The organism is Sporomusa malonica, assembly GCF_900176355.1.
Classification (GTDB): domain Bacteria; phylum Bacillota; class Negativicutes; order Sporomusales; family Sporomusaceae; genus Sporomusa; species Sporomusa malonica.
Genome location: NZ_FWXI01000002.1, coordinates 278,772 through 304,779, shown reverse-complemented (window position 1 = coordinate 304,779; position 26,008 = coordinate 278,772). Strand labels below are relative to the sequence as shown.

The 26,008-nt window shown below is 49.0% G+C and carries 21 protein-coding genes; all 21 read right to left on the bottom strand.

Features of this window, described 5'->3' with window-relative positions:
- Positions 1-753, bottom strand: coding sequence for a triose-phosphate isomerase (gene tpiA / locus B9A22_RS03415; protein WP_084574260.1), 753 nt, complete (start codon positions 751-753; stop codon positions 1-3).
- 22 nt (positions 754-775) lie between these two features.
- Complete coding sequence (locus tag B9A22_RS03410) at positions 776-1,963, bottom strand: phosphoglycerate kinase (RefSeq protein WP_084574258.1); 1,188 nt, start codon at positions 1,961-1,963, stop codon at positions 776-778.
- 81 nt (positions 1,964-2,044) lie between these two features.
- Complete coding sequence (gene gap, locus B9A22_RS03405) at positions 2,045-3,052, bottom strand: type I glyceraldehyde-3-phosphate dehydrogenase (RefSeq protein WP_084574256.1); 1,008 nt, start codon at positions 3,050-3,052, stop codon at positions 2,045-2,047.
- A 13-nt stretch (positions 3,053-3,065) separates the two neighbouring features.
- Positions 3,066-4,100, bottom strand: a complete 1,035-nt coding sequence (locus B9A22_RS03400) for a sugar-binding transcriptional regulator (RefSeq protein ID WP_084574254.1) — start codon at positions 4,098-4,100, stop codon at positions 3,066-3,068.
- Between the two features lie 140 nt (positions 4,101-4,240).
- The gene (gene pyk / locus B9A22_RS03395; RefSeq protein ID WP_084574252.1) at positions 4,241-6,001 is read right to left on the bottom strand and encodes a pyruvate kinase; all 1,761 of its coding nucleotides are present in this window, start codon (positions 5,999-6,001) and stop codon (positions 4,241-4,243) included.
- 15 nt (positions 6,002-6,016) lie between these two features.
- A complete protein-coding gene (gene phnD, locus B9A22_RS03390; protein WP_084574250.1) occupies positions 6,017-7,843 on the bottom strand; it encodes a phosphate/phosphite/phosphonate ABC transporter substrate-binding protein in 1,827 nt (608 codons plus the stop codon).
- A 34-nt stretch (positions 7,844-7,877) separates the two neighbouring features.
- On the bottom strand, positions 7,878-9,071 hold the full coding sequence (locus B9A22_RS03385) for an anaerobic glycerol-3-phosphate dehydrogenase subunit C (RefSeq protein WP_084574248.1): 1,194 nt from the start codon (positions 9,069-9,071) through the stop codon (positions 7,878-7,880).
- Between the two features lie 39 nt (positions 9,072-9,110).
- Positions 9,111-10,355, bottom strand: a complete 1,245-nt coding sequence (glpB, locus tag B9A22_RS03380; RefSeq protein WP_084574246.1) for an anaerobic glycerol-3-phosphate dehydrogenase subunit GlpB — start codon at positions 10,353-10,355, stop codon at positions 9,111-9,113.
- Positions 10,342-11,952, bottom strand: a complete 1,611-nt coding sequence (gene glpA / locus B9A22_RS03375; protein ID WP_084574244.1) for an anaerobic glycerol-3-phosphate dehydrogenase subunit GlpA — start codon at positions 11,950-11,952, stop codon at positions 10,342-10,344. Before glpA ends, glpB begins: the two co-directional genes overlap by 14 nt.
- A gap of 199 nt (positions 11,953-12,151) precedes the next feature.
- Entirely contained in the window at positions 12,152-13,648 is a 1,497-nt protein-coding gene (glpK, locus tag B9A22_RS03370) for a glycerol kinase GlpK (protein ID WP_084574242.1), read from the bottom strand.
- Between the two features lie 74 nt (positions 13,649-13,722).
- Positions 13,723-14,499, bottom strand: coding sequence for an MIP/aquaporin family protein (locus B9A22_RS03365; protein WP_281252339.1), 777 nt, complete (start codon positions 14,497-14,499; stop codon positions 13,723-13,725).
- Positions 14,500-14,747: 248 nt separating this feature from the next.
- The gene (locus tag B9A22_RS03360) at positions 14,748-15,314 is read right to left on the bottom strand and encodes a glycerol-3-phosphate responsive antiterminator (protein WP_084574238.1); all 567 of its coding nucleotides are present in this window, start codon (positions 15,312-15,314) and stop codon (positions 14,748-14,750) included.
- A 165-nt stretch (positions 15,315-15,479) separates the two neighbouring features.
- Positions 15,480-16,913 carry an RNA polymerase factor sigma-54 gene (rpoN, locus tag B9A22_RS03355; protein WP_084574236.1) on the bottom strand — a complete coding sequence of 478 codons (1,434 nt, stop codon included), beginning with the start codon at positions 16,911-16,913 and terminating at the stop codon, positions 15,480-15,482.
- A 68-nt stretch (positions 16,914-16,981) separates the two neighbouring features.
- The gene (gene hypE / locus B9A22_RS03350) at positions 16,982-17,998 is read right to left on the bottom strand and encodes a hydrogenase expression/formation protein HypE (protein ID WP_084574234.1); all 1,017 of its coding nucleotides are present in this window, start codon (positions 17,996-17,998) and stop codon (positions 16,982-16,984) included.
- Positions 17,991-19,088, bottom strand: coding sequence for a hydrogenase formation protein HypD (gene hypD, locus B9A22_RS03345; RefSeq protein ID WP_084574232.1), 1,098 nt, complete (start codon positions 19,086-19,088; stop codon positions 17,991-17,993). The genes hypE and hypD overlap by 8 nt, the downstream gene beginning before the upstream one ends.
- Positions 19,072-19,299 carry a HypC/HybG/HupF family hydrogenase formation chaperone gene (locus B9A22_RS03340; protein ID WP_084574230.1) on the bottom strand — a complete coding sequence of 76 codons (228 nt, stop codon included), beginning with the start codon at positions 19,297-19,299 and terminating at the stop codon, positions 19,072-19,074. Before B9A22_RS03340 ends, hypD begins: the two co-directional genes overlap by 17 nt.
- Before the next feature lie 2 nt (positions 19,300-19,301).
- On the bottom strand, positions 19,302-21,572 hold the full coding sequence (gene hypF, locus B9A22_RS03335) for a carbamoyltransferase HypF (RefSeq protein ID WP_084574228.1): 2,271 nt from the start codon (positions 21,570-21,572) through the stop codon (positions 19,302-19,304).
- A 41-nt stretch (positions 21,573-21,613) separates the two neighbouring features.
- Entirely contained in the window at positions 21,614-22,972 is a 1,359-nt protein-coding gene (gene scfB / locus B9A22_RS03330; protein WP_084574226.1) for a thioether cross-link-forming SCIFF peptide maturase, read from the bottom strand.
- A gap of 263 nt (positions 22,973-23,235) precedes the next feature.
- Positions 23,236-23,376 carry a six-cysteine ranthipeptide SCIFF gene (gene scfA, locus B9A22_RS03325; RefSeq protein ID WP_075757400.1) on the bottom strand — a complete coding sequence of 47 codons (141 nt, stop codon included), beginning with the start codon at positions 23,374-23,376 and terminating at the stop codon, positions 23,236-23,238.
- 191 nt (positions 23,377-23,567) lie between these two features.
- On the bottom strand, positions 23,568-24,653 hold the full coding sequence (locus B9A22_RS03320; protein WP_084574224.1) for a copper amine oxidase: 1,086 nt from the start codon (positions 24,651-24,653) through the stop codon (positions 23,568-23,570).
- 168 nt (positions 24,654-24,821) lie between these two features.
- Positions 24,822-25,997, bottom strand: coding sequence for a hypothetical protein (locus B9A22_RS03315; protein WP_084574222.1), 1,176 nt, complete (start codon positions 25,995-25,997; stop codon positions 24,822-24,824).
- Between the last annotated feature and the right edge of the window lie 11 nt (positions 25,998-26,008).

Here is a 26,008-nt window from a genome sequence, read left to right as displayed (position 1 = left end):
TTATTTAAACATTACCAACTTGCTAAAGGAATCGGCTTCCAGGCTGGCTCCCCCTACTAACGCACCGTCGATATCAGGTTTGGCCATTAGCTCAACAACATTGTCAGGCTTGACACTGCCGCCATATTGGATACGGACCTGATCTGCGGCGGTTTGCCCGAACATATTGGCTACCGTACTGCGGATGAAAGCGCAAACAGCGTTCGCATCCTCAGCCGAAGCCGTGCGCCCTGTTCCAATCGCCCAAACCGGCTCATAGGCAATAACCAGGCTGGCTACTTGCTCGGCAGTAAGACCATCCATACCGCCTTTCACCTGCACCCCGACAACCTTTTCTGTTGCATTGGCTTCGCGTTCAGCTAGGGTTTCGCCCACACACATGATAGGAGCGAGACCGGCTTTGAAGGCGGCTTTGACTTTATTATTAACCGTTTGGTCAGTTTCAGCAAAGTATTGACGACGCTCAGAATGGCCAATAATGACATGAGTGCAGCCAATGTCTTTCAACATGCCTGGGGCAATCTCACCGGTAAAAGCACCTTTATCTTCCCAGTGCATGTTTTGAGCGCCCAAACCAATATTGGTCCCGGCTACTGCGCCAGCTGTGGCAGCTAAAGCTGTGAAAGGCGGGCAAATAACAATTTCCACGCCTTCTACAGCATTGGTTAGCGCGTTTATTTCTTGCACAAGTGTAACGCCTTCTTTAGCTGTTTTATGCATCTTCCAGTTACCGGCAATAATGGGCTTGCGCATATTCTCCACTCCTTACTTTTGTTTATTTATCAGCCAGCGCCATAATGCCTGGCAGTTCTTTTCCTTCTAAAAACTCCAGCGACGCACCGCCACCTGTCGAGATGTGCGTAATCTGGCCAGCAAGTTTGAGTTTCTCCAGTGCGGCCACCGAGTCGCCGCCGCCGACAATACTCTTAGCACCTGATGCGGCTACTGCTTTGGCAACCGCTTCAGTGCCAACAGCAAAAGCGTCAAACTCGAATACACCCATCGGGCCATTCCATACCACTGTTTTTGCGTCGTTTAATGCCTGTGCAAATTTCGCAGCACTGACCGGACCAATATCAAGGGCCATCCACTCAGCCGGGATTTCTTCAGCGGCAACTGTTTTCCGGTCTGCATCGGCAGCAAATTTGTCAGCCACAACCACATCTTCTGGTAACAGCAGGTTGACACCCTTGGTTTTAGCTGCTGCCATAAGTTCTTTTGCTAATTCTAATTTGTCAGCTTCCACCAACGATTTACCAGTTTGATAGCCTTGAGCAGCAAGGAAGGTATTGGCCATTCCGCCGCCAATGATGAGGGTATCCACTTTATTTAACAAGTTTTCAATAACTCCGATTTTGTCAGAAACTTTAGCGCCACCGATAATAGCAACAAACGGACGCGTTGGGTCGGTAACAGCCTGGCCTAAGAACAGCAGTTCTTTATCCATAAGGAAACCGGATACGGCCGGTATGTATTTGGTTATGCCATGCACTGAGGCATGGGCCCGGTGAGAGACACCAAAGGCGTCGTTAACCATAAGATCGGCCAGCCCAGCAAGCTGCTTGGCAAATTCAGGATCATTTTTTTCTTCTTCAGCATGAAAGCGCAGATTTTCCAGCATGAGAATCTGGCCAGCGCCAAGTACAGCCGCCATCTTCCTGGCTTCAGGCCCCACGCAGTCAGACGCAAACTGAATTTCACGCCCATACAGGAGTTGGGATAGTCTTTGGGCAACAGGCTTGAGCGAAAACTCAGGCGCTACTTTGCCCTTGGGACGACCCAGATGGCTGACCAAAATAACAGCAGCATTCTTGGCCAGTAAAAACTCCAGTGTAGGGATGGTAGCCCGGATCCGGGTATCATCGGTGATGTTGCCCTCTTTATCCATAGGTACGTTATAGTCTACCCGTACCAAAACCTTTTTGTTTGACACCCAGATATCATTTAAACTTTTTTTATTCACGCACAATACCTCCAGCTCTTAGAGATTAGAGAGAGGAAGCAACCTCAAACACTGTCTGAGATTGCTTCGCATGGTTAAGAATTACAGGCCTTTGCCGATAATGAAGCCGATAAGGTCAACAACGCGGTTAGAATAGCCCCACTCGTTGTCATACCAGGAGACAACCTTCACCAGATTGTCACCTACCATCATGGTCGACAGACCGTCAACGATGGAAGAGTGTGCATTGCCATTATAGTCTTTGGAAACAAGTTCCTCTTCAGAAAAAGCCATGATGCCTTTGAGTTCGCCATTAGCGGCTTCTTTGAGAGCAGCATTGACAGCTTCTGCAGTGGCTGGTTTTTCCAGTTGGGCTACCAGATCGGTAATCGACACATTAGGAGTAGGTACACGCAGGGCAAAACCGTTCAGTTTGCCTTTAAGTTCAGGCAGCACCAGGGCAACAGCCTTGGCAGCACCAGTGGTTGTCGGGATGATAGACATGCCAGCAGCACGGGCGCGGCGGAGATCCTTGTGCGGCAGGTCAAGAATGTTTTGATCATTGGTGTAGGCGTGAACTGTTGTCATTAAGCCGGATTTAATGCCGAATTTCTCGTGCAATACTTTGGCAAACGGCGCCAGGCAGTTAGTGGTGCAGGACGCGTTAGAAATGACATGATGATTGGCTGCATCGTATTTGTCCTGGTTTACGCCCATAACAATGGTGATGTCTTCGTTTTTAGCCGGAGCTGAGATAATAACTTTTTTAGCGCCTGCATTTATATGAGCAATGGCTTTGTTTTTATCAGTGAAAAGACCGGTCGACTCAACCACAATGTCAACACCCATGGCTTTCCAAGGGAGGTTAGCCGGATCTCTTTCAGCAAGTACTTTAACCAGTTTGCCGTTAACTTCGATGCCGCCCTCAACTGCTTTCACTTCTGCATTCATAGTGCCGTGAACTGAATCATATTTTAAAAGATGGGCCAGTGTTTTAGCATCTGTGAGGTCGTTTACAGCTACAATCTCGAAGCCAGGATTATTCACAGCTACCCGAAAAACATTCCGGCCGATGCGGCCAAAACCGTTAATACCAACTTTAATAGTCATAATGAAATTCCCCCTAAATATAATTTGTGTTTATAAGTAACTGAATGGCCTTGGCCGCTGCTTCATCAGTGACGAGCACATCCTGCCCACCAGTGCCGGCTACCGCCAAAATCGCCTTAGCTTTGGCGCTGCCGCCAGCTACGGCAATGACTGTGCCGATTCCGGCCAAGTCATCCAGTCGTAAACCAATACTACTAGTAACATACACAATTTCTCCAGGCAGCGCGCAATACTGTCCCAGCGCTTCGCCAACTGCTCCCCGGCGTTCAATTGCTGCGATAGTAGCAGGCGGCATACCACGCCGCTGTGCCATCTCAACCGCTTCACCAATGCCATGAACTAATATATTAGCCTGTTTAATAACGTCTGCCACAGCCCGCAGGTTGGCGTCACCGGCTAATATAGCCTCTAACGTTTCCTCACTTACTCCATCAGGAATATGTAACAGGCGATAGCGCCCGCCGAGCCTGCCAGCCATAACGGCTGCTATGGTATTAGCCTGATACTCTACGACCTCGCCAAGCCCGCCCCGGGCTGGTACGATAGCCGTCGATGGTACACTGAAGTTAATAGCTTCAGCCACTTTGGCCATGGTAGAACCACCACTTACAGCAACAACCATATTATCTCCCAGATGTTGACTAAGTACACCTGCTGCCGCCCGGCCAAGCTCACGCCGTACAGCACTGTCAGCCTCACTGTCGCCAGGGATGATGATTACTTTTTTCAGGTTTAACCGCTCGGCCAGCTCGGCTTCAAGCCCAACCAGATTATGCAAGAGACGGATATACTCAGCCAAATCGGCCAGCATAGCCTGACCTTCGACAGTTACACTCATTCCCACCTGGGAAAACTCAACCAGTCCGGCAGCCTTTAGCCAGTCTACCTGAGCCCGGACGACTCGCTCACCCATATCCAGCATAATTGCCACCGCACGGCGGCCAACTGGCTGAGCATGCTGAATATGCCGGAGGAGATTATATCTTGCTTCGATAATTTGTGTTAATTCAGGCGCAATTTTGCGCTGTAGCTGAATAATCTTTTCCACTGTAAATCCCCTTCGGGCTTTAATGTGTCCCACCTGAACATATTATGTCCCGTTATGGTAATAATAAACCTTTTTCATTTTATAGTGTTCGCTGGTCATCATGAAAATCCTGCCTGTTTAACAAATATCAACCAACTTTATTATCTCGCGTTTATCTCGCCGCTAAATATAATGCCTCGCGCTGCGTCGACCGTAACCACAGTCCCCTCTGTCAGGCGCTCGGTAGCGCCATCAGCGCCGACGATGACAGGGATACCGGAACAGATGCCGACAATGGCTGCCTGGGAAGTAAGCCCGCCTTCTTCAGCCACAATGGCTGCCGCCTTGGCCGCATAAACTGCCGTTTCCTCATCAACCGCTTTTACTACTAAAACATCACCAGGTTGAAATTTTGTTGTTACATCTTTTAACGACTTGGCTACGCAGACTTTACCAGTTGCCGCCGTCTGACCAATGCCTGATCCCCGCAGCAGAATATCGCCCACAACATGAACCCTGATTAAGTTAGTCGTTCCTGACGCGCCCAAAGGAACGCCAGCGGTAATAACAACCAGATCGCCTTCCTTGACTATACCTGTAGATAGGGCACCGCCTACGGCGTTAGCAACCATTTCATCAGTATTTTGCGAATATGGGCCAAGCACAGGATAAACACCCCAATACAGCAGCGAGCGACGCAGTGTTTTTTCACTGGGGGTAACTGCCAGTATCGTTGATTTTGGCCGATACTTAGAAACCATTCTGGCAGAATAACCTGTCTGGGTAGAGGTAAGAATGGCAGACGCGCCTAACACATGAGCTACCTGAGCGCTGGCATGACAAATGGCCTCAGTAGTTGTTTTATTCTGCCCAACCCCTTTGGCTAGCAGTAATTGATCATACTGCAGCGACTGCTCGGTACGCAGGGCCAGCCTTGCCATAGTCTGCACAGCCTCAAGCGGATACTGACCTGAAGCCGTTTCGCCGCTCAACATAATCGCGTCAGAACCATCCAGAATCGCATTGGCAATGTCACTGGCCTCAGCGCGGGTAGGACGTGGATTTGTCAGCATGGACTCTAGCATTTGGGTTGCCGTTATTACTGGTTTACCTGCCTTGTTACATTTCTCAATCATCTGCTTTTGTACCAAGGGGACATCCTCTACCGGAATTTCCACACCGAGATCGCCTCTGGCTACCATAACACCGTCTGTCACCTTGATTATCTCATCAAGACGCATAACCCCTTCGGCATTTTCAATCTTGGCGATAATCTCTATATCACCCTGCACCCCGGCGTCTTCCAGCAGCTTGCGAATCGATAGTATATCACTGGCCCGCTGAACAAAGGAAGCGGCGATAAAATCGATTCCCTGCGTGATCCCAAACCGAATGTCTGCCACATCCTGCTCTGATAATAAAGGCAGTTTCACATACACACCAGGTACAGCCACCCGTTTCCGGTCAGAAATGGGGCCGCTGTTTTGAACAGTTGTTACAATATCTTGGCCGGAAACAGTTTCAACAACCAAACTAATTAGCCCGTCAGAGAGCAAAATAACATCACCGGGAGATATTTCGGTGTGCAGTAGTTTATGATTTACCGAAGCTAAATGAGCATTTCCTAATATCTCCCGGGTCGTCAGCGTGAAGGCTTGGCCTTTTGCTAAAAACACCTTACCCTCTTCAAATAGCCCTAGCCGCATTTCCGGTCCTTTATTATCCAGCATGATAGCCACTGGTATGCCTACTGCCCGGGAAGCCTCCCGCACCATGGCAATACGCCTGGCATGTTCCTCATGTGAACCGTGAGAAAAGTTAAATCTGGCGACATTCATGCCAGCCTGAATCATTTGTTCCAATACACCTGGTTTATCGGTACTTGGGCCAACAGTGCAAATAATTTTAGTCTTTTTTTGCATATAATTCCTCCGTTCCTAATTGCGAGCTACTTTTCGGACGACCTCGTAAGCTTCGTCATGCGCGATTGTGAACCCGTTAATATTTGTTCTGGCAAGCAGCGTTCTATATTGTATGTTTTTATCTGTAATAGTTATGAATGACTGCATTAACTTTTCCGGTAGTCCGGGTGCCAGCCCAGGTCGACCGGCGATAGCATCTTTGGGGATAGGTTCTGTTTGTGCCAGTATCGTCAATCGTTCAACCTGAAGACCTCTGCTTCTGCCTATCTCAAGGGCTTCAGAGTAAGTTGCACCACCGTCAGCAATACCATCCAGAACACCCTCGATGACCCGGTTATGACTACCTAAAAATACCGTTTCTTGGAAAAACTTCTCCGGTGTCTTGCCGTTTTGGACAAGAAGTGCGCGAGGGTATACATATCCGGATGCTGACTGCCGGTCAACAAAGGCAAATTTTTTCCCCTTTAGCGCATCAATACTTGTATATCCTCTGTCTTTTGACGCAACGATCAACCCAGTATAGGATGAACTGTTATTGACAATAGGAGTGACTATTGGAATCAAGTTGCCTGCTTTCTTGGCAGAAACGTAAGCAAATGGTGAAAACCAGCCAACATCTACCGTGCCATTAAGCATAGCCCGGCCAAGGGCATCATAGTCAGACACAATGATAACCCGCGCCTTCAGGCCTATATTTTGCGCCACATGTTCGAGAATCGGCACATACGTATCCCGAATGATTTGCGGTACAGTAAACGGATTTACACCAAATACTATTTCCTGCGATGACTTAAATAAAACAGCCACTTCTTGGAGTTTATCAGACATTATCGTCATGGCTCTGGCGTGGCCGAAAACCTGTTCCAGGTTTTCCTGCTGCGCATTCACGCTGGTCTGCATTGACTGGGCATTTGCCGCAATTTCTACAGTAGCCGCACCAATTACGTCAACTGCAGTCGCTATTTGCTCGGTTGTTTGGTTTTGGCTTTCGGATAATTGGCACAATCGTTCTACTGTTTTTCTAATACCGGTAATATTTTCTACAATGGCCTGCATCGATTGAGTAGAATTTCGGGCCATCCCCTCAATTCCTGCCAGTTTATCCCGCCCTGCCAACATTGTTAAGGTTACCTGTTTAGTCTGACTGGTAATATCAACAATAACTGAATCTACTTCCTGTGTGATTTGCGCGCTTTCACTGGCAAGCTTTCCTACCTCCTGCGCCACAACTGCGAAACCTCGCCCATGTTCACCAGCCCGTGCAGCCTCGATTGTCGCATTGAGCGCAAGGAGATTGGTCTGGCTGGCAATTCCCTGAATCTTACCTGTAAACTCACTAATCCGCAGTGAGGCGGCGTTCAGGTCTTCCACAGAACGCGCCGCCCCCTCAACGGCTTGAGCAACTTCCATCATACTATTGGTGACCTTAAGAAATTCTTCTTGGCTTTTGACAGCTAGCTTCAGAGAATCCATACATTGAATAAGAACATCTCGCGACGAATTGGATACAACCCCAGCAGCAGCTGCGACTTCCTCTATCCCTGCAGCCGTTTCTTGAGTATTACTAGCATTGCTCTCGGTTTCTCTGGTTACTGCCCCAGACAACTCTCCCAGTTTTTTTAATGCCGCTCTACTTTGTTCCATCTCCCATACCAACTGCTGTGATATGAAGGCTAGATCGCCTGCCATCCCAAACATATCAATGGAATCAGCGCCTACACATGCTTCAGGCTTTAGTTTAGGCGGGATTACTCCGCCCTCTCGGCTTCGTTCTGCCGAGTTCCCTGATTGAGGAAAAATACCAGCTGCAAGCCGGGCAATCCAATTTCGCCGCTTCTCCATACGTTCTCTCCCATTCACTTACACATGTATTTTATTAAATTCCATATGCTTTACGCACTATCGTAATAGGGTGAGCAGTCTTGACCTTGGCCCCATGTGCGATTTGCAGCCGGCAGGTACCGCATTCTGATAACACCGAAGTCACACCGCTGGCTTTAATGGTTTCAAAAAGATTACTGCCAACCGACATAGCAATATCATATTTGTCATCTTTAAAGCCATAGTTACCTGAAATGCCGCAGCATCCGGCGTCAGCGTCTGTTACCTCAATACCAGGAAGCATCTTAACAAGCTCCAGACCGGGTCTGCCAATCCCCTGAACCCTGAGGTGACAAGGCGCATGATACAAGTAACGGCCTGCTTGCTTGACAAAATTGGTATTCAGCCGTCCTTCGTCATAGAGTTCCAGCAAAAATTCCGAGATATCATAAATCCGGGCAGCAACACGCTCTTGCTCGTTGATCTCGAATAATTCCTGATATTCTTGCTTAAGCATCAGTCCACAGCTGGTACAGGCTGTAATCACGGAATATCCCAGTTCAACATATTTCTTTAAAATAGCCACATTCTTACGGGCATTGGCTTCTGCCTCATCCATAAAACCGTTGACTACCAGCGGCGAACCACAGCACACGGCCTCCTCCGGAACAATGACCTCAAACTGATTGGCCTGAAGGACAGCTACAACATCAAGTCCAACCTCAGGTTGATTAAAGCTAATAAAACAGCCTGGATAAAAAACCACTTTATTGGCAAACGACTGCTGCTTGATTTTTTTGAACTGCTTTATGAAGGGTTCAGAAGCATAGGCAGGCAGCGGTGCTTTGTCTGAAATTCCAACTCTTTTCATGATTGCCCGGCTCAGAAAATTGTTCATACCCATATTGGCTAGGCCTGGTGTCATACTGGCCATCTTGGCCATTTGTTCGCCATGGGACAAAATCCAGTCCCGGAGCGACTGTTTATGTGTTTTATAATACTTAGCTTTCGCCTTCATATTGAGCGTAGAGATCGGCACCCTTGATGGACAGCTAATGTCGCAGTTTTTACAGTTGGAGCAGTATTCCAGCGCAGCATCATAGTCATCTTCTGATAGCCGGAAACGTTCACCAGCCGGACCGGCAAGCTTAGGGCCCCTGAACTCCCGTACGGCTTGAGTAACTGGACAATGCACAACACAGGCAGTGCAAGTCGTGCAACTATCTGGGTTATAATGATGTTTTTTCATATGTTTTCTCTCCATATATAATTAAAGTAAGACTGTTTACTAACAGGTTAAACCAGCTTTGTAACCTGTCACCAACGCAACCCCATTGCCTGACTTTTCCAGGCAATAGTCGTACCCTGCCAGGTTTCGGCCAGCAATATATACATTCTCTAACAGCACCTTGCCTTGCGCGTCTACTGGCCGCAGGCTGGAATCTACTTTAATACCAATTTTAGCAAAGGGTTGGGCGGCGCCACTAAACAACTTAAGCGTGCCCCACTCTTCCCTGTCAGTTGGAGCCTCTACCGGCAGCTGCAAAACAGCCTCATGTACAGTGTCAGGATCTGCTACAATACCGCCGCCGAAAAAACCGCCTGTGGCCAAAATTACCGCCTGCGTACTGTAGGCACGTTCACGGTCGATATTGCTTGTGACAACAGACATGACACGGCTGCCGTCCTTTACAGCCCAGGCAGCATGTGCCTGCTCCATAATCTTAACGCCTAATTTCTTGGCCCGGTTTAAGAGCATGGCGCGCAGTCTGAGACCGGTAATAGCGGTCGGCATAATGACGGTTTCAACAAACTTACAGCTAAGCGCTTGTTCCAGCTTATTCCTCACATCATAATTGGGACGAGAGCCCAAGACAGGTGGAATAATTACAACACTTCCAGGTTTAATATGTTTACCCAGTTGCTCATAGCATGCCTGCTGGCCTGCTGCCGTATCTAACCATCTGGCAATGTCAAGGGTTGTTACATCCCGCCCACCGGTAAAACCAGTCTCAATTACGACTTTTTCATACTCTTTCTGATAGCCGGGAAGCTTGCTTAACCCCTTGATAACAAGCTCAGGAAAGTAGTCTTTAAGCCTGGAGAAACCAGCTACTACCACATGGTTGGCCGCTTTGAGCAGACTAATATCCATGGTCAGCGGCACCAGGCAGCTAGGTTTTAAGGTCCCTACCGCCGTAGGCAGCCATTGGGTGCTGTCCATGCTGCCGGTATAAGCAAAACCTTCTTCTTTACACATCGTAAGAAAAAACTGCACTGCGTCTTCCATTACCTGACTGCCGACCTTGCTATAGGGGTGATCTTCAGCCAATCGGCCAAGGCCGTCACGGGGGCTGTACACGGTTGTATTGTCCTCAAGATATCCCAGCATATCAATTGTACCGCCGCCAATGGCCAGTGTGCCAGCGCCGGAGGTCATAAGCGTTACCTCTTTACCCCGCCCGGCAGCGACAATCGCCGCTGTCAAACCGGCCAGGCCACCACCAATAACAATAACATCACTTGTTCTCATGATTAACCGCTCCATCTATATTTAATGCGGCTGCGTAGATACCGCGCATGAGCTCGGCCTCTCGCAGCTGATTGCCCCAAAGCACCGGACGAATACCGTTCCAGCGTGCTTCTAGAAAATCTTCCACAAGCTTAGGCGCATCCTTGCCTGTAATCAAATCATTGGCTGCCACCACGCCTACCGTGCGGAAGCCACAGAAGGCACCCTGGCAGGTTCCCATCCCCATGCGCGTTTTGCGTCGTACATCCTCAAGGCTGTAGCTTGTATCGTCTGCTGCCATGGCTTCGACCTCAGCCAGTGTAACCATTTCACACTCACAGAGTAGCTGACGTTTAGCCGGATTGGCTTCCATTGATTTAACAACTTCAGCCAGCTTGGGACCAAGCCGTGAAGCAGCCCGGTTGACAGTATAGGCTGGAAAAAACTGCTTTGCCGCTTGGATATCTGCTGCCGGTGCATCGTCAATCATAGGCTCAATTGCAGTCCGGCATTCAGCTTTGACGTCAAGCTTGGCACAGACTTTATCTGCCATCTTTTCGGCCATGAGACGATAGGTTGTCAGTTTGCCGCCGACAATTGTCGCCATGCCCTTCAGTCCGTCTTTTTCGTGGTCAATAATAGTAAAGTTACGGGATGCCGCTCTGCCGGCCGCACCAGGATCAGCACTATAGAGTGGACGCGTTCCGGCAAAGGTCCGAAGAATACGGTAGTTATAGATATCCTCAAATAACGGCTGGCCGATTTTTAAGAGTTCTGCTACCTCAGCCGTACGGGGGATGGTATCATCTGGTCGGGATGCAGGCGATGAAGTTGTGCCCAAAATGGTAATTGAGCCATGTGGCACAAAGATATCGCCATCTGACGGTGGCCGCAGACGATTGACTATCCGGCTGGTAAACCGGTGATTAAAGGCAATCAGCACACCCCTGTCAGGTTTAACATTAACCTCAATCCCAGCTAAATGAGCCACTTGACCCACCCACGAGCCTGCAGCATTTACAATATAATCGCAGGCAATTGAGTCGGTCTGACCTGTTAACGTGTTTTTGACCTTAACTCCTACTACCTGATTATTTACATGGTCAATAGCGGTTACTTCAGTATATGTCAAAGCCTGACCCCCGTATTTCCGGGCAGATATGACATTTTGCCATACCAATCTGAAACCATCGACAGCCGAGTCAGGCACACGATAGGCTGAGACCGCCCTGCTGGTAAGCTGTGGCTCGAGGCGCTTGGCTTCAGCTGGGGTTATAGGAATGGCGGGAATGTTCACTTTGGCACAGGCTGCTACCCAGGAAGCTTCAAAAGCCTCATCATCTTCAGGCAATCTAACAAAGAACCCCTCAGTCTCTTCGACAGAATGCCGGGCGATTTTACGTAAAATCATGTTTTCTTCAATACATTCTTGTGCCGATTCGGCATCTTTGACCGCATACCGGCCGCCACTATGCAAAAGCCCATGAAACCGCGAGCTTGTGCCATAAGCTAAGTCCTTTTGTTCAACTAATATGGTTTTTATCCCGCGCATGGACAAGTCCCGAAGAATGCCGACCCCGGTTGCCCCGCCGCCGATGACCACTACAGTAGCTTGCATATTTATATACTCCTTTGGGGAAAGCTGGCTGTCCACCGCCGACATGACAATTCTAGCCAGTCTCCGAAAATTAAGGGTAAAAAAAGGATAGAGAAGTCCCCTTGGGCCGCTAACTGGCGCAAGAAGGACTTCTCTTCATCTCTAAGTCCAATATATCAACATTGTCTAGTAGTTTCGCAGCGTTTTAACAGTTTGGTTTTTACTCTTCCCAATCCATCGAACGCTTAACTGCTTTTTGCCAGCCCTTATAGAGTTTGGCGCTTTGCTCTGCTGCCATCGAAGGCTCAAAGCGGCTGTCAAGTTTCCAGTTTTTAACCAGGTCTTCTTTATTGCTCCATACACCAACAGCAAGACCGGCAAGATAGGCTGCGCCCAGAGCGGTAGTCTCGGTAACCTGCGGACGGTCAACCGGTACACCCAGGATATCTGCCTGGAACTGCATGAGAATGTTATTGACTACAGCGCCGCCGTCAACCTTGAGCGCTTGCAGTTTAATCTCAGAGTCAGCTTCCATAGCACTCAATACGTCTTTTGTCTGATAAGCCATGGAATCAAGAGTGGCACGAACAACATGCGCCTTAGTAGTACCGCGGGTCAAGCCAAGGATAGCGCCGCGAGCTGTCATGTTCCAGTAGGGAGCGCCCAAACCAACAAAGGCCGGAACCACATACACGCCTTCAGCATCACTAACTTTCTTAGCAAAGTATTCAGAATCTGGAGCAGCATCAATCAGTTTAAGTCCGTCACGCAGCCACTGAACAGCTGAGCCAGCTACAAAGATACTGCCTTCCAGAGCATATTCTACTTTGCCGTCAAGGCCCCAGGCGATTGTTGTTAACAAACCATTCTTTGACTCATATACCTTGTCACCAGTGTTCATGAGCATGAAGCAACCAGTGCCATAGGTATTTTTAGCCATACCAGGTTTGAAGCAGGTTTGACCAAACAGGGCAGCCTGTTGGTCGCCAGCAGCGCCAGCAAGTGGCACAGCCGCACCAAAGAATACATTTGCATCAGTAGTGCCATATACATGGCTGGACGGGCAAACCTCAGGCAGCATGGAAGCGGGAACAGTCAGCGCAGCCAACAGCTCTTCGTCCCATTTCAATTCGCGGATATTGTACATTAATGTCCGTGAAGCATTGGAGTAGTCAGTTACATGGACTTTGCCACCTGACAGTTTCCACATAAGCCAGGTATCAATGGTTCCGAACAGGAGATCCCCTTTTTCGGCTTTAGCACGGGCGCCCTCAACATTGTCAAGAATCCATTTAACTTTGGTGCCTGAGAAATAAGCGTCAACTACCAGACCAGTCTTTTGGCGGAAGGTATCTTCCAGACCCTTGGCTTTCAAATCATTGCAGATATCCATCGTTTGACGGGATTGCCAGACAATCGCATTATATACCGGTTTGCCTGTTGTTTTGTCCCAAACTACAGTTGTTTCGCGTTGGTTGGTAATACCAATGGCAGCTACATCGGCTGCGCTGATGCCAGCTTTGGCGATGGCTTCAGCTGCAACACTAATTTGCGAGCTCCAAATTTCGTCAGCATTGTGCTCTACCCAACCTGGCTTAGGGAAGATTTGGGTAAACTCTTTTTGGGCAACTGCAACAATACTAGACTCTGAATCAAACAAAATGGCTCGCGAACTGGTAGTTCCCTGGTCTAGTGCAAGTACATACTTCTTGGTCATAATAGCAACTCCCTCATCTTTATATATTTTTTTTGATTGCGTAGAAATTGATAGCTGGCTATAACTAGTCTCTATTATAGCATTCCAGTAGCTTTAGCCACTGCAACTGCTACACCGGCCCCAATCATTGGACCGACAACCGGAACCCAGGCATAACCCCAGTCTGAATCGCCTTTACCAGCGATAGGCAGAATGGCGTGGGCAATACGGGGGCCAAGGTCACGGGCAGGATTAAGAGCATAACCGGTAGGACCACCAAGGCTGAGGCCAAGTGCCCAGACCAGCATACCAACAAGGTAAGGTCCAAAGCCAGGAGCCAGGTTGCCGACAGGTTTAGAGAAGATTGCAAAAATCATGGTAATTAGAACGGTAGTAGCGATTATCTCGCAAAGCAGATTAGCAAAAGTATTGCGGATTGCCGGACCAGTGGAGAAAACAGCAAGTTTGAGGCCTTTGTCTTCAGTAACTTCCCAGTGCGGCAGGAAGGCTAACCAGACTACGACTCCACCAGCGAAGCCGCCTGCTAATTCAGCCAACATTGTCATTACAGCATGCCCAGGCGCGTATACGCCTAAAAACGTTTTTGCAAGGGTTACTGCTGGATTAAGATCGGCCTGAGGTGCGCCTGTAGCGATTGCACTAAATACCCCAAGCATAACACCCATAGCCCAGCCTGTAACAATAGTTAACCAGCCAGCACCCTCAGCTTTTGACTTGCTTAAGAGGCAGTTGGCAACAACACCGCCACCGAAGATAATAAGAACCATCGTGCCGAAAAATTCACCAAACAAATTAGTCATAAATAATACCCTCCTCTTTTTCTCTAAATATGCAGAATTTTCTAATAACAACCCCCGGTATTCAACCTTTTGCGATTGTCAGCTATCCCCCTCCTTAGGAACACATAAAAATAAAAGCCCAAATTAAACGCCCATAGACTACTACTACAATAGCTCCGGCGAAAAATTCGGACTTCTCTTTTATCTCTGTCCCTATATTCTTATAGTAATACATATTCTACCCTACATGAATAATTCCTGCTAATTTTTCAATTGTTTGAAAATTATTATTTTCACATACAATTCTCATTATAATAACACTACCATAGTTCGCGTTTACTGGCACTTACTGCAGTAAGTCCGCTGTTAATGGCCTGTTGTACCTCTTCTTTGGTGTGCATCAGTCCGCCGCCTAGGATCGGTAACCCCGTTAGATCGGCTAATTCAGTAATTACACTAGATGGAACAGAGGCCGGCAGTAGTTCAAGTGCATCAGGCTTGTAGCCCTTGAGAAGGTTTACACCTGTTTTAATAGCTTCCGAATCCATCATAAACAGCCGATGGATAACAATCATTCCTGCCTCCCTGGCAATTTTACCTAGTTGCGGCTTGGTGGTGATAATAGCCGCAACACCCATTCGTACCAAGAATAGAATACCGGCTTTATCTTTGCCAACACCTCCCAATAAATCGAGGTGAACCAAAACCCGCTTTTTATGTTCACGCGCTTGTGCTAAAAGTTCAGGTAGAATGTTGATATCACCAAACAGCAAGCTGACGCTGGGGCTTGAAGAATGGGAAAGGGCATATTTAAAATCCTCATAATTACGAGGCGCCGGTATGATATGACCATCACTTAACAACCTGATAATATTGTTTTGTGCCATTCAATCACTACCTTCAAATAGTCTTTAATTCCTTATTCGCCATACGTTCCAATATACCTTTCCCCAATTTATTTAATTACTTCCATTTAACGGTAATATATTGCTCATAATAAAGATCTCTAAAAGAGCCTAGGCTCCTTCAGAGATCTCAAGTATAGTACTAGATTAATGCCTTTTCCGCCTACTTGATGCAGGAATTCCCAGTTCTTCGCGATATTTTGCCACTGTCCGGCGTGAAACCATGATTCCCTTGCCATTAAGCAGATCACTTAACGCCTGGTCGCTTAAAGGCTGTGTCTGATTTTCGGCAGTAACAAGCTCTTTTATCTCTTGTTTTACCCGACTGGCTGATACATCTTCGCCACCAGTACTCTGGAGGCCTGCGGTAAAAAAGGTATGCAAGCCAAATACTCCATGCGGAGTGGACGCATACTTATTTGCAGTAGCCCGACTGACTGTTGATTCATGAACCCCAATTTGCTCGGCGACTTTTTTCAACGTCAACGGCCGCAGAAACTTGGGGCCATGGTCGAAGAACCCGCGCTGCAGACCAACAATAGCCTCCGTCACATTGTATAACGTGCGGCGTCGCTGTTCAATACTTTTTATCAGCCAGACAGCAGCATTTATCCGGCCTTCAACATATTTGCGGGCATCACTGTCAGCATCCCGAATAATCTGGCGGTAATAAGGATTAATTGATAATTGTGGAACATGGTTGTCATTTATATGGATAACATACGCATCGTTCAGCCGCTCAATCGTAACGTCAGGCGTGATATATCCAGGCTGACCGCCCCCGAAGGCCTGACCTGGTTTAGGGTCAAGCGTGCGGATTAGATCAACAGCCTGCTGGACCTCATGGGCCGTACAATGCAGCTTTTCTGCAATCTGTTTGTAGCGGGCGCAGGCCACTTGGTCAAGGTATCCATTAATAATAGCCTCAGCCAGGCCAATTTCCGGGCTAAGCTCTGGCGTTTTTTGCTTTAGTTGAATAAGGAGGCATTCCTGCAGGCTGCAGGCGCCCACCCCGATCGGATCAAAGGTTTGAATAATTCCGAGGACATCGTTCACAACGGCCTCAGCTACCCCAAGCTGGGCGGCTGCTTCATTGATTGTGCCACATAAATAGCCATTATCGTCAATACAGCCAATTAGATATCTGCCAACATTCAAGTGACCAGCCTCAAATACAGCAAAATGCAGCTGCATTTCAAGATAATCTTGCAGCGATACAGCCTGAGCATCAGCCACTTCCCGCCCTGGTGCTGTTTCAGACGTCCCCGTTTGATTTGCGCCAGACATCTGGGTACCGCTGCCAAGCAAATATTCAATCCAGCCATCAGCTTCAGGCGGATTGTCGTACTCTATGGTTGCCGACTCTGTCAAAGAACCCGCCTCATCACTATTATCCTTTTCGTTCCCGCTCTCGTCGGCGTCAGCCTCAAGCACAGGATTCTCTAGCAGTTCTTTTTCCACCAGCGACGCCAATTCCATCGATGGAAGCTGCAGAATGGCAATTGCCTGGCGCAGCTGGGGGGTCATAATCAATTTCTGTGTTGTTTCCAATTTAAGTCCGTATTCTAATTGCACACCCATTAACCTCCCCCTAGCTTTTATCCGATGACCATCTTACATAATCCTATGACAAGCTGTTAGAAAATATGTTAGCAGATGCGTGGTAATTGCTCACCTGACAGCATATCTAACAAGCGAAGTCCACCCACGGTAGTCCTTAGTGCTACCTGGCCAGCTGCCTGATTTGTCACTGTACCAATAATCCGGGCAGCGGCAGAAAACTCATGTTGCTTCATTATAGTCAGAACTTTTTCACTATATTCTTTTTCGACAATGGCAATGACTTTTCCTTCATTCGCAAGGTACAAAGGATCAAATCCCAGTATTTCACAGACAGCCAGTACTTCCGGGCGTACAGGCATGAGGCTTTCTTCTAAAATCATGCCTACCCCGGCATCAGCCGCAATCTCATTCAAAGTAGTCGCTAGCCCCCCTCGCGTAGGGTCACGCAGCATGGCGATTTGCGGTACTTCTGCCAACATAGCCTCGATTAGCTTATTGAGGGGGGCGCAGTCGCTAATAACCCTTTCAGGCAGTGTCAAACCGTGACGCTCACTCATGACGGCAACGGCATGATCGCCGAGAGGTCCACTGACAATGATATCCTGACCTGGTTTAACCCGCTTAGCCGTAATATCGACCCGGGGCAGCATTATGCCAATCCCGGCTGTGTTGATATAGATGCCGTCAACAGCCCCTTTTTCCACCACTTTGGTATCGCCGGTGACAATGTCTACCCCGGCTGCTAAGGCTGTTTCCCGCATGGATGCGACTATGTGCTTGAGTTCAGCAACAGGCAGCCCCTCTTCCAGGATAAACCCAGCACTTAAGTATAACGGTCGGGCGCCACACATGGCTAAATCGTTGACTGTGCCGCACACGGCTAACTTACCGATGTCACCGCCAGGAAAAAAACGGGGTTTAACGACATAACTGTCAGTTGTAAATGCCAGTTGAGTACCACCGATAGCCAAACGCGCCCCATCATGAAGCTCAGCCAGCGCTGAATTAGCAAAGGCAGGCAGCATAATGTTTTTAATCAAGTCATGACTAAGACGCCCGCCACTGCCATGGCCAAGCAATATACGCTCTTCCCGGTTATGCATAACTCCACCGTCCTTGCCCATATTTATACCAGGCGGCACAGGCTCCCTCTACCGAGACCATGCACGCCCCTACGGGCTGCTCAGGCGTGCAGCTTAGTCCGAAATGCGGGCAGTCAGCCGGCATAATAAGGCCGCGCAGTACTTCACCACAACGGCAGCCTGCCGGTTCCCGTGACTCTACCTTCCCCAGCGGCAGCGCCGCTTTGGCATCAAAACGCTGGTAGACTGCCGTTAAGGCAAGGCCAGAACCGGCAATAACGCCAAACCCACGCCACACTGCGTTATCAGGCTGATACACCTTGTCGAGAATTCTCCTGGCTGCTGGGTTACCCTCTGGTTTTACTACCCGCCGGTACTGGTTAACAAGCTCAGCCTTACCGGTACTAATCTGTTCTAAGAGCAAGTAGACCCCCTGCAAAATATCAAGTGCCTCAAATCCAGTAACAACGGCAGGGATGGCGTGTTCTTGGGTAACAAAGTAATAGGGCTCCAGGCCACTGATCGTCACCGTGTGTCCTGGCAGCAAAAAACCATCAACCTTTGTTTTCGGTTCGGCTAAGATGGCCTTGAGCGCCGGCGGCACCAGTTTGTGGGCTGACAAAACAAAAAAGTTGGTGATCCCCTGCTGCTCAGCCTGTAGTACAGTGGCAGCTGCCGTCGGTGCTGTTGTTTCAAAGCCAACTGCTAAAAAAACTATTTTTTTATTAGGGTTTTCCCGGGCAATTGTTAAACTCTCGAGTGGCGAGTAAACAATGCGGATATCAGCGCCCTTGGCTTTTTCAGCCATTAAACTTGAGTCAGACCCTGGCACTTTGAGCATATCACCAAAGGTAGTAATAATGATATCAGAACAACGGCTATAGGCAATGGCCGTGTCCAGGTATTCATTAGGCGTAACACACACCGGACACCCCGGGCCGCTGACCAGCTCGACGGTTGGCGGCAATAGCTGGCGGATACCGGCACGGAAGATGGATACTGTGTGGGTGCCGCATACCTCCATCAGACGTACAGGGCGGCTGGCCAGCCGGTGTATGCCCTCAGCGAAAAAGCGGGCTGCGCGGGCCGTCTCCTCAGTTGTCAGCCGCATATTGCTCAAGCTCCTTAAACAGTGCCAGCGTCTGCTGGGCTTCTTCTTCATCAATGGCCTGAATGGCAAACCCGGCATGGATGAGCACATAATCACCCACCGCGGCCTCAGGCAACAGCATCATGCTGACCTGGCGGGTTACGCCTCCGATATCGACAGTGGCCATAAACTCTGTGCGTTCAATAATTTTGGCAGGAACAGCCAAACACATAATTACCGGCTCCTTTCCCCAGCAATAATGGCCTGGCCGAGCGCCAGGCCGCCGTCATTAGGCGGCGTCTGCCGGTGAAGATATATTTCGAGGTTGTTTTGTTTGAGCATTCCGACAACTTTGGTTAGCAAGGTAATGTTTTGGAAAACACCACCACTCAAAACTACCTGCTTGAGGCCGCTGACTTTGCTGATTTTAAACACAATTTCGCAGGCAGCAACCGCCAAGGTGGTATGAAAATCGGCAGCAAGCTGTGGTACAGCCGTGCTCTTGATCATTGACTGGCACATGGCGGCAAATACCGGCTTAAAGTCAAGAATCCATGCACCATCCGTCTCGGTGATCACATAAGGCAGCACCTGGCCTTGAGCCCCCTGAGCAGCCAGCTCAAGTTCGACAGCTGCCTGGCCTTCGTAATGGATACTCTGCCGGATCCCCAGTAGCGCAGCAGCGGTGTCAAACAGCCTGCCTGCCCCGGATGACAGCGGTGTGTTGATGCCTTTTTCAGCAGCAGCAAGCACAAGCTCCCAGCCTTTAGGCAGTTGGTGCACAACCGGTATATTCATATTGATAAACTCCTGTCCGTACAGCTCCTTCAGCAGCCAAGCGGCCAGCCGCCATGGCTCTTTAATGGCTTTCGCCCCGCCTGGCAGCGGCATATAGGCCAGATGCCCAAACCGCCGGAAGCCGGATAAGTCAGCCACTAGAAATTCACCGCCCCAGAGGGTACCGTCCGTTCCGTAGCCTGTACCGTCAAAGGCTATGCCGATCACGGGTTCAGTCAGATGATGCTCAGCCATAACAGCAGCAATATGGGCATGATGATGCTGAACAGCCACTCGCGGCAAGGGCAATGACGCAGCATACTTGGTAGATAGATACTCTGGATGCAGATCACAGGCGACAACCTGGGGCGTGACATGGAGGAGTTTTTTGAAATGCTCAATCGCCGCAAGGTAGGACTCATAGGTGGCTAAATTTTCGAGATCACCGGTGTGTGCGCTCATAAAAGCCTGCTTGCCTCTTGTCAGGCAAAAGGTGTTTTTTAGTTCACCGCCCACGGCCAGTACTGGCGGCAATCCCTGCCGCAAATTGATCGGCACCGGAACATAGCCGCGGCTGCGGCGGATAAAATACGGCAAATCAAAAACTGTTCTTACCACTGAGTCATCGGCCTGGCAGTAAATCTCCCGGTTGTGTACAAGATAATAGTCAGCAATACCCTTAAGCCTTATGGCAGCATCGTCGTCCTGGTAAGCAATAGGCTCATCACTACTATTGCCACTGGTCATAACCCAGATATCCTCTTCGCCAAGCAGTAGGTAGTGCAGAGGGGTATAGGGCAGCATGACACCGACATATGGATTACCTGGCGCTATGCCATCAGCCAGACTGTATTCTGCGCCTTTCGCCAACAGCACAATGGGTTGGGCCGCGCTGTCAAGCAGCTGTTCTTCAGCAGCTGACACCCTGCACTGAGCTTTGATCGCCTGCAGACTGCCGGCCATGAGAGCAAACGGTTTATCTTCCCGGACTTTTCGGCCTCTTAGCTGCTCTACTGCCCTAGTATCTCTGGCGTTAACTGCCAGGTGATAGCCGCCAATGCCTTTGATGGCAAGGATCGCGCCGCTTGCTATCAGCTTTCTTGCTGTATCAAACACATCCTGCTCTTGGTTGTCTACCGGCTGCCCTGTCATATCCGTTAGGCGGTAAGATGGGCCGCATACCGGGCAGGCGTTGGGCTGGGCATGAAAACGCCGGTTAGCAGGATGGTCATATTCGCTTTGGCAGGACGGACACATAACAAACTCTCGCATGGTTGTGGCCTTCCGGTCATAGGGAACATCCTCAATAATGGTATAACGCGGCCCGCAGTCCGTACAGTTGATAAAAGGGTAACGGTAACGCCGGTCGCTTGGCTGTAAGAGTTCTTTCCTGCAGTTCACGCAGGTGGCAACATCAGGCGAAATAAGCGCTGTCTTATGCTCACCTTCAACACTCGGCTTGATGCGAAAGCCATCATACCCAGAGGGCTCACAGTGAGTGATAGTGAGGGCCTCAATAACAGCCAAAGGCGGCGGCTGGCTTTTGAGCGCTGCCACAAAGCCAGCAATACTAGTTTGAGCGCCCTCAACCTCAATATCAACACCACTGGCATTATTAGACACCCAGCCGCTTACCCCATACCGCTCTGCCAGGTTATAGACAAAGGGGCGGAAACCCACCCCTTGGACGATACCGGTTATATGAATATGGATTGCTGTACAAGTCATAAAGCGACTCCTTAACGTGAGTCAAGGAACGGTTCCGCGACTCACTTTCCCTGATTTGCAATAGCCAGCTTGGCCTGGATCATGATGGCACACTCCAGACGCTTTTTCTGCAGTTCACAGCCTAGCTCATACGGCTGATGCAGGTCATTGTGAAACAAATCGGCATTAGCGTGGCAGCCGCCGCTGCAGTAAAACCTAGCCCAGCATTCACGGCAAGCCGGTTTATTCAGTACATGGGCCTCACGGAATTTTATTGGCAGCTCCTTGTTTTTAACACCTTCATAGATATTCCCCAGGTTGTATTCATCCCGTCCGACAAACTGATGGCAGGGGTACAAATCGCCCTCAGGCGTTACGGCAAAATATTCATGTCCGGCACCACAGCCACTCAGGCGCTTGGCGACACAGGGACCATTGCTCAAATCCAGGTTGAAGTGGAAAAAATCAAATCCTTTGCCAGCCAGCTTACGCTGCAGATATTCCTCAGCCAACAACTCATATTGGCGGTATAACTCTGGCAGGTGGTCTTCGGTTAAAGCGTAATCCGCGTCTTTCGCCACAACCGGCTCAACTGACAGCTGGCTAAAACCCTGGTCAGCCATTGACAGCACATCGGCGGCAAAATCAAGATTATAAGCCGTAAAGGTGCCGCGCAGGTAGTAATTCTGATCGCTACGGGATTCAGATACCTGTTTACACCGCGCAACCGCCTGATCATAGCTGCCACTGCCATTAACACAAGGGCGCATACGGTCATGCGTCTCTGGCCGGCCATCCAGACTAAGTACCAGACTGATGTTATTAGCATTTAAATACTCAATAGTGTGGTTAGAAAGTAATACCGCATTAGTAGTCAGTGTCAGCTTAAACACTTTTCCTGTTTCGGTCTCGCGTTTTCTGACATAGCTGACAACATGACGGACAGTATCCATATTTAACAGCGGCTCGCCGCCGAAAAAGTCTAATTCGCAGTTACGGCGCTGCCCACTGTTTTCAATAATAAAGTCAACAGCCTTCTCACCAATCTCCTTAGGCATAAGGCCGCGGGTCTGACCGAAATCGCCTGTTCCGGCAAAGCAGTAGCCACAGCGCAGATTACAGTCATGGGCAACATGCAGACAAAGCGATTTAACCAGTGGTTTATCGCTAAAGGTTATCGGCACAGTCAATTCAGGTGCAAACAACTGTCCAGCCTTCATCAGCTCTTTAAGCTCAGTCAATGCCTCACTGACGGCTGCTTGATCATGTTTATCTTTAAGCGAGGCAATAACCTCGTCATCGTTAGCGCCGTTAAAAATATCCAATATATCATACACCAAATTGTCAACAATATGCACGGCACCGCTATTAATATCCAGAACAATATATAAACCGTTTAAATAAAATTTATGAACTTGCATTAAGTATTTCCTTTCTGACCAGCGACTGCGTAGAAACGTTCAGCTGCGACGTTCTGATTGCAATATTACCTACAACGCTCCATGCTTATCGTAGATAAGTATACGCAAACTGTACGGGCCGCCCGAGAAAAACGTGCAGCGCCGCGTACAAGTCGTACGCAAGCAAACGTTTTGAGGAGCAACGAAGCAGATGGGCGTTTCTACGTAGTCGCCTTTCGAAAAAATTAAGCCCCTTGTTGAGCAAGGGGCTGAGCAACCGTGGCCTACTTCTGGCAGACCTGATTGCCGACAGTGCAGGAAGTCTTGCAGGCCGACTGACAGGATGCCTGGCACTCCCCACAACCGCCAGTATGTACAGTTTGAGCCAGCGAAGCTTTATTAATCGTCACAACATGCTTTTTCATATTCAATTCCCTCCTTGCATACACAATATGTAGTTAAACTGTTACTATACTATTTTAGCCTTTTTGGCGGCAGGAAGCAATAGAAAAACAAGATTGCCTCACTGTGTCAAGGGGACGGTTCTTCTGACATTAATGTCAAAAGAACCGTCCCCTTGGCAATGTCAAAAGAACCGTCCCCTTGGCATTTTACCTTACTTTGCTGCAGGGGCCAAAATAATTTTAACTGGCAGGTTGGACGCACCAGGCGGTGAAAAGGTCAGCCACAGTGATTGACCACCCGCATAGTCACCGATATGGGCCACATCTTTGACAGTCTTGCTGCCGAAAAACAGCTTATCTGCCGGGGTGCCAATTGTCGTTTCCTGCTGGTGGCGGTATTTCACTTTTAGTGCGCCAGCATATTCCCCGCCACGGGGATTAAGGTAGACAGCGTATTTTTGTTCAAATGCTGTCGGGAGAAACACCTTGTACATAACACCATAGTTACCATAGTTAAGCGTTGCCGAGCCATCGGTGGCATCAATACCAGAAACATAGGTGTCAAGCTTGTGGTCGGCCAGCGTAATGGCAACTACGCCTTGATTAACCGAATGATACGCCTCGTTTGGTACAATCAGGCGATCCCTGCCAGGAAAAGTTCCCCTCAGCCGCTGACTGTCGGCAGGCAGCACCCTGGCCAGCTTAACAAATTCAGCTGGGTCGGCCTCAACCGGCAGCATCATTGTAACAACTCTTACCGGGGTTTTAGTGTGGAAATCATAAATGCCATTAACCAGTGCATCTGGCGCAATAACAGTTTGATTAAGCACCGGTTCAAGGAGCGCGGTACCGCCGGCTGGCACCTCAATTAGTTCTACTTCTTCTTGGTTCAGGTAATTTAACTGAGCCAATTTCCCAACAGCCAGATAATCCAAGCTAGGTCCACCCAAGCCATACTGATTGACAACAACATCAGCTGCAGTGTCTGATTCGTTTACAAGCAGCACTACAATCTTTTTTAGCTCCTTAGTCGCGTTGACATGGTGGAAAAACAGCCGGACATCCCCGCTTACGGTGTCTTGATACATAATACCGTCATCTGGTACCATCTCAGGGCTGTCGGAAAGCAGCAACTTACCAGCCTGCTCGGTTTTAGTAACAGGCAGTTCGGCGATACTGTAAATATTGGTATTTGCCGGAAAACCGGGCTTGGCAAGCGCAATCTGAGGGTCTGAAACAATACTAACAGCAACTGTGACCGCGACGGCCACACTTGCCTGACGAAACCAATCTAACAAAAAGCATACCTCCTAACAGGCGTAACGCCTCCAGGCAATTATAACAAACTATAGCCTATCCATCAACCTTTAGGGAAGTTTTACAAGTAGGTGGACAGAAAAGTTACTTGTCCTGTAAGAAAGTATAACTTTCCGTCTGGATAAGGGCAACATCGGCTTCCGCTTTCGCTAAGGCTCGGCGCAAGCCGTGTTTTCTTTATTAAAGTACATTGTTGACGGCCCTTCCCAACGGCGCGCGCCAGCTAGGATGTTATCAACAAGGCTTTTCGCACCTTGCTTGACAACATTATAGACAGGTGCCTGAATATTTTTCTGCACCAGCAGTTGCAATCGCATGAAGTCAACGAAGGCTGGTTGATAGGTCTTGGAGTCAAAGCGATATTCGGGATAGAAGGGATTTAGGGTTACAGCCAGAAGTGGCACGCGTTTAACGACCCCGACATAACCTCCTGCTGCAAAAATCTTATCCAGGAGTGTGTAATACGCGACCGGGTTGCTTGAAACTAATAGTTTGATCGGATCAGCAAATGTGAGAAATATTGGCCAGTTGTATTGTTGAAAATAAGCGCATAGCACTAAGAGTGCCTGCTCACTGATAATGCCTGGAATGTAGAGATAACTGTCAGGCGGTACCACTATGGCAGCCAAGCCGTCTGCCAGTTCTTGCGCCTCAAATTCACCAATCAGCGACGCGGCTGGCCAGCTTTTTAGCTCAGTTAGCTCTTTATCAATTAGGGTAATCACTACTGGTGGATATTTGGCAATTCGCGCCGCCTTGGGCACTGTGGGTAAACTGGCGATACGCCAGACTAGCTCGGTCTCCTCGGCCAAACGCGGGATATCAGGGGTGCGGGCCGCCCCAGTGGCCAAAACAAAACCATCAGTCTCGACCATAGGTGCAATGCGGTTTAACGCACCGTCAAAAATCATAACACCTGGCCCTGTTTCCCGGAAGAGCTGAGCTAACGCCCTGACTTCAGAGCTCTTGTTAGGCCCAGCTGTGACTGCAAGGCCAGATTTAGTCACCTGTACTAACGAAATTTTACCCAGTGGAGTCCTGATATTTGTTGGGGTCAAGACTTTGTAGCCGGCAGTACTGACCTCAAGGCACTTTTCGGCTGTCGCTACCAAGTCTCCAGGTTCAACTCGCAGCTTAGGCTTAGGCAAACCAGTAATATTATCGATATTTTCACCGTCATAGCCAATGCTTGTCAGAAAAAAAGGGATATTGCGATCCCTCAGTTCATCAATAATTGCTGCTGTTGTCGTTGTTTTACCAGTATTTTTCGCCGTACCGGCAATACCTAACCGAATTTCCAAGGAAATAGCCATCACCTGCCGCATCGCTTCTAAGT

Bases quoted from the DNA above. Each gene is read 5' to 3' on its own strand.
- tpiA (WP_084574260.1), bottom strand. From the start codon at position 753: ATGCGCAAGCCCATTATTGCCGGTAACTGGAAGATGCATAAAACAGCT.
- gap (WP_084574256.1), bottom strand. From the start codon at position 3,052: ATGACTATTAAAGTTGGTATTAACGGTTTTGGCCGCATCGGCCGGAAT.
- pyk (WP_084574252.1), bottom strand. From the start codon at position 6,001: ATGCAAAAAAAGACTAAAATTATTTGCACTGTTGGCCCAAGTACCGAT.
- phnD (WP_084574250.1), bottom strand. From the start codon at position 7,843: ATGGAGAAGCGGCGAAATTGGATTGCCCGGCTTGCAGCTGGTATTTTT.
- B9A22_RS03385 (WP_084574248.1), bottom strand. From the start codon at position 9,071: ATGAAAAAACATCATTATAACCCAGATAGTTGCACGACTTGCACTGCC.
- glpB (WP_084574246.1), bottom strand. From the start codon at position 10,355: ATGAGAACAAGTGATGTTATTGTTATTGGTGGTGGCCTGGCCGGTTTG.
- glpA (WP_084574244.1), bottom strand. From the start codon at position 11,952: ATGCAAGCTACTGTAGTGGTCATCGGCGGCGGGGCAACCGGGGTCGGC.
- glpK (WP_084574242.1), bottom strand. From the start codon at position 13,648: ATGACCAAGAAGTATGTACTTGCACTAGACCAGGGAACTACCAGTTCG.
- B9A22_RS03360 (WP_084574238.1), bottom strand. From the start codon at position 15,314: ATGGCACAAAACAATATTATCAGGTTGTTAAGTGATGGTCATATCATA.
- rpoN (WP_084574236.1), bottom strand. From the start codon at position 16,913: ATGGGTGTGCAATTAGAATACGGACTTAAATTGGAAACAACACAGAAA.
- hypE (WP_084574234.1), bottom strand. From the start codon at position 17,998: ATGCATAACCGGGAAGAGCGTATATTGCTTGGCCATGGCAGTGGCGGG.
- hypD (WP_084574232.1), bottom strand. From the start codon at position 19,088: ATGCGGCTGACAACTGAGGAGACGGCCCGCGCAGCCCGCTTTTTCGCT.
- B9A22_RS03340 (WP_084574230.1), bottom strand. From the start codon at position 19,299: ATGTGTTTGGCTGTTCCTGCCAAAATTATTGAACGCACAGAGTTTATG.
- hypF (WP_084574228.1), bottom strand. From the start codon at position 21,572: ATGACTTGTACAGCAATCCATATTCATATAACCGGTATCGTCCAAGGG.
- scfB (WP_084574226.1), bottom strand. From the start codon at position 22,972: ATGCAAGTTCATAAATTTTATTTAAACGGTTTATATATTGTTCTGGAT.
- scfA (WP_075757400.1), bottom strand. From the start codon at position 23,376: ATGAAAAAGCATGTTGTGACGATTAATAAAGCTTCGCTGGCTCAAACT.
- B9A22_RS03315 (WP_084574222.1), bottom strand. From the start codon at position 25,997: ATGCGGCAGGTGATGGCTATTTCCTTGGAAATTCGGTTAGGTATTGCC.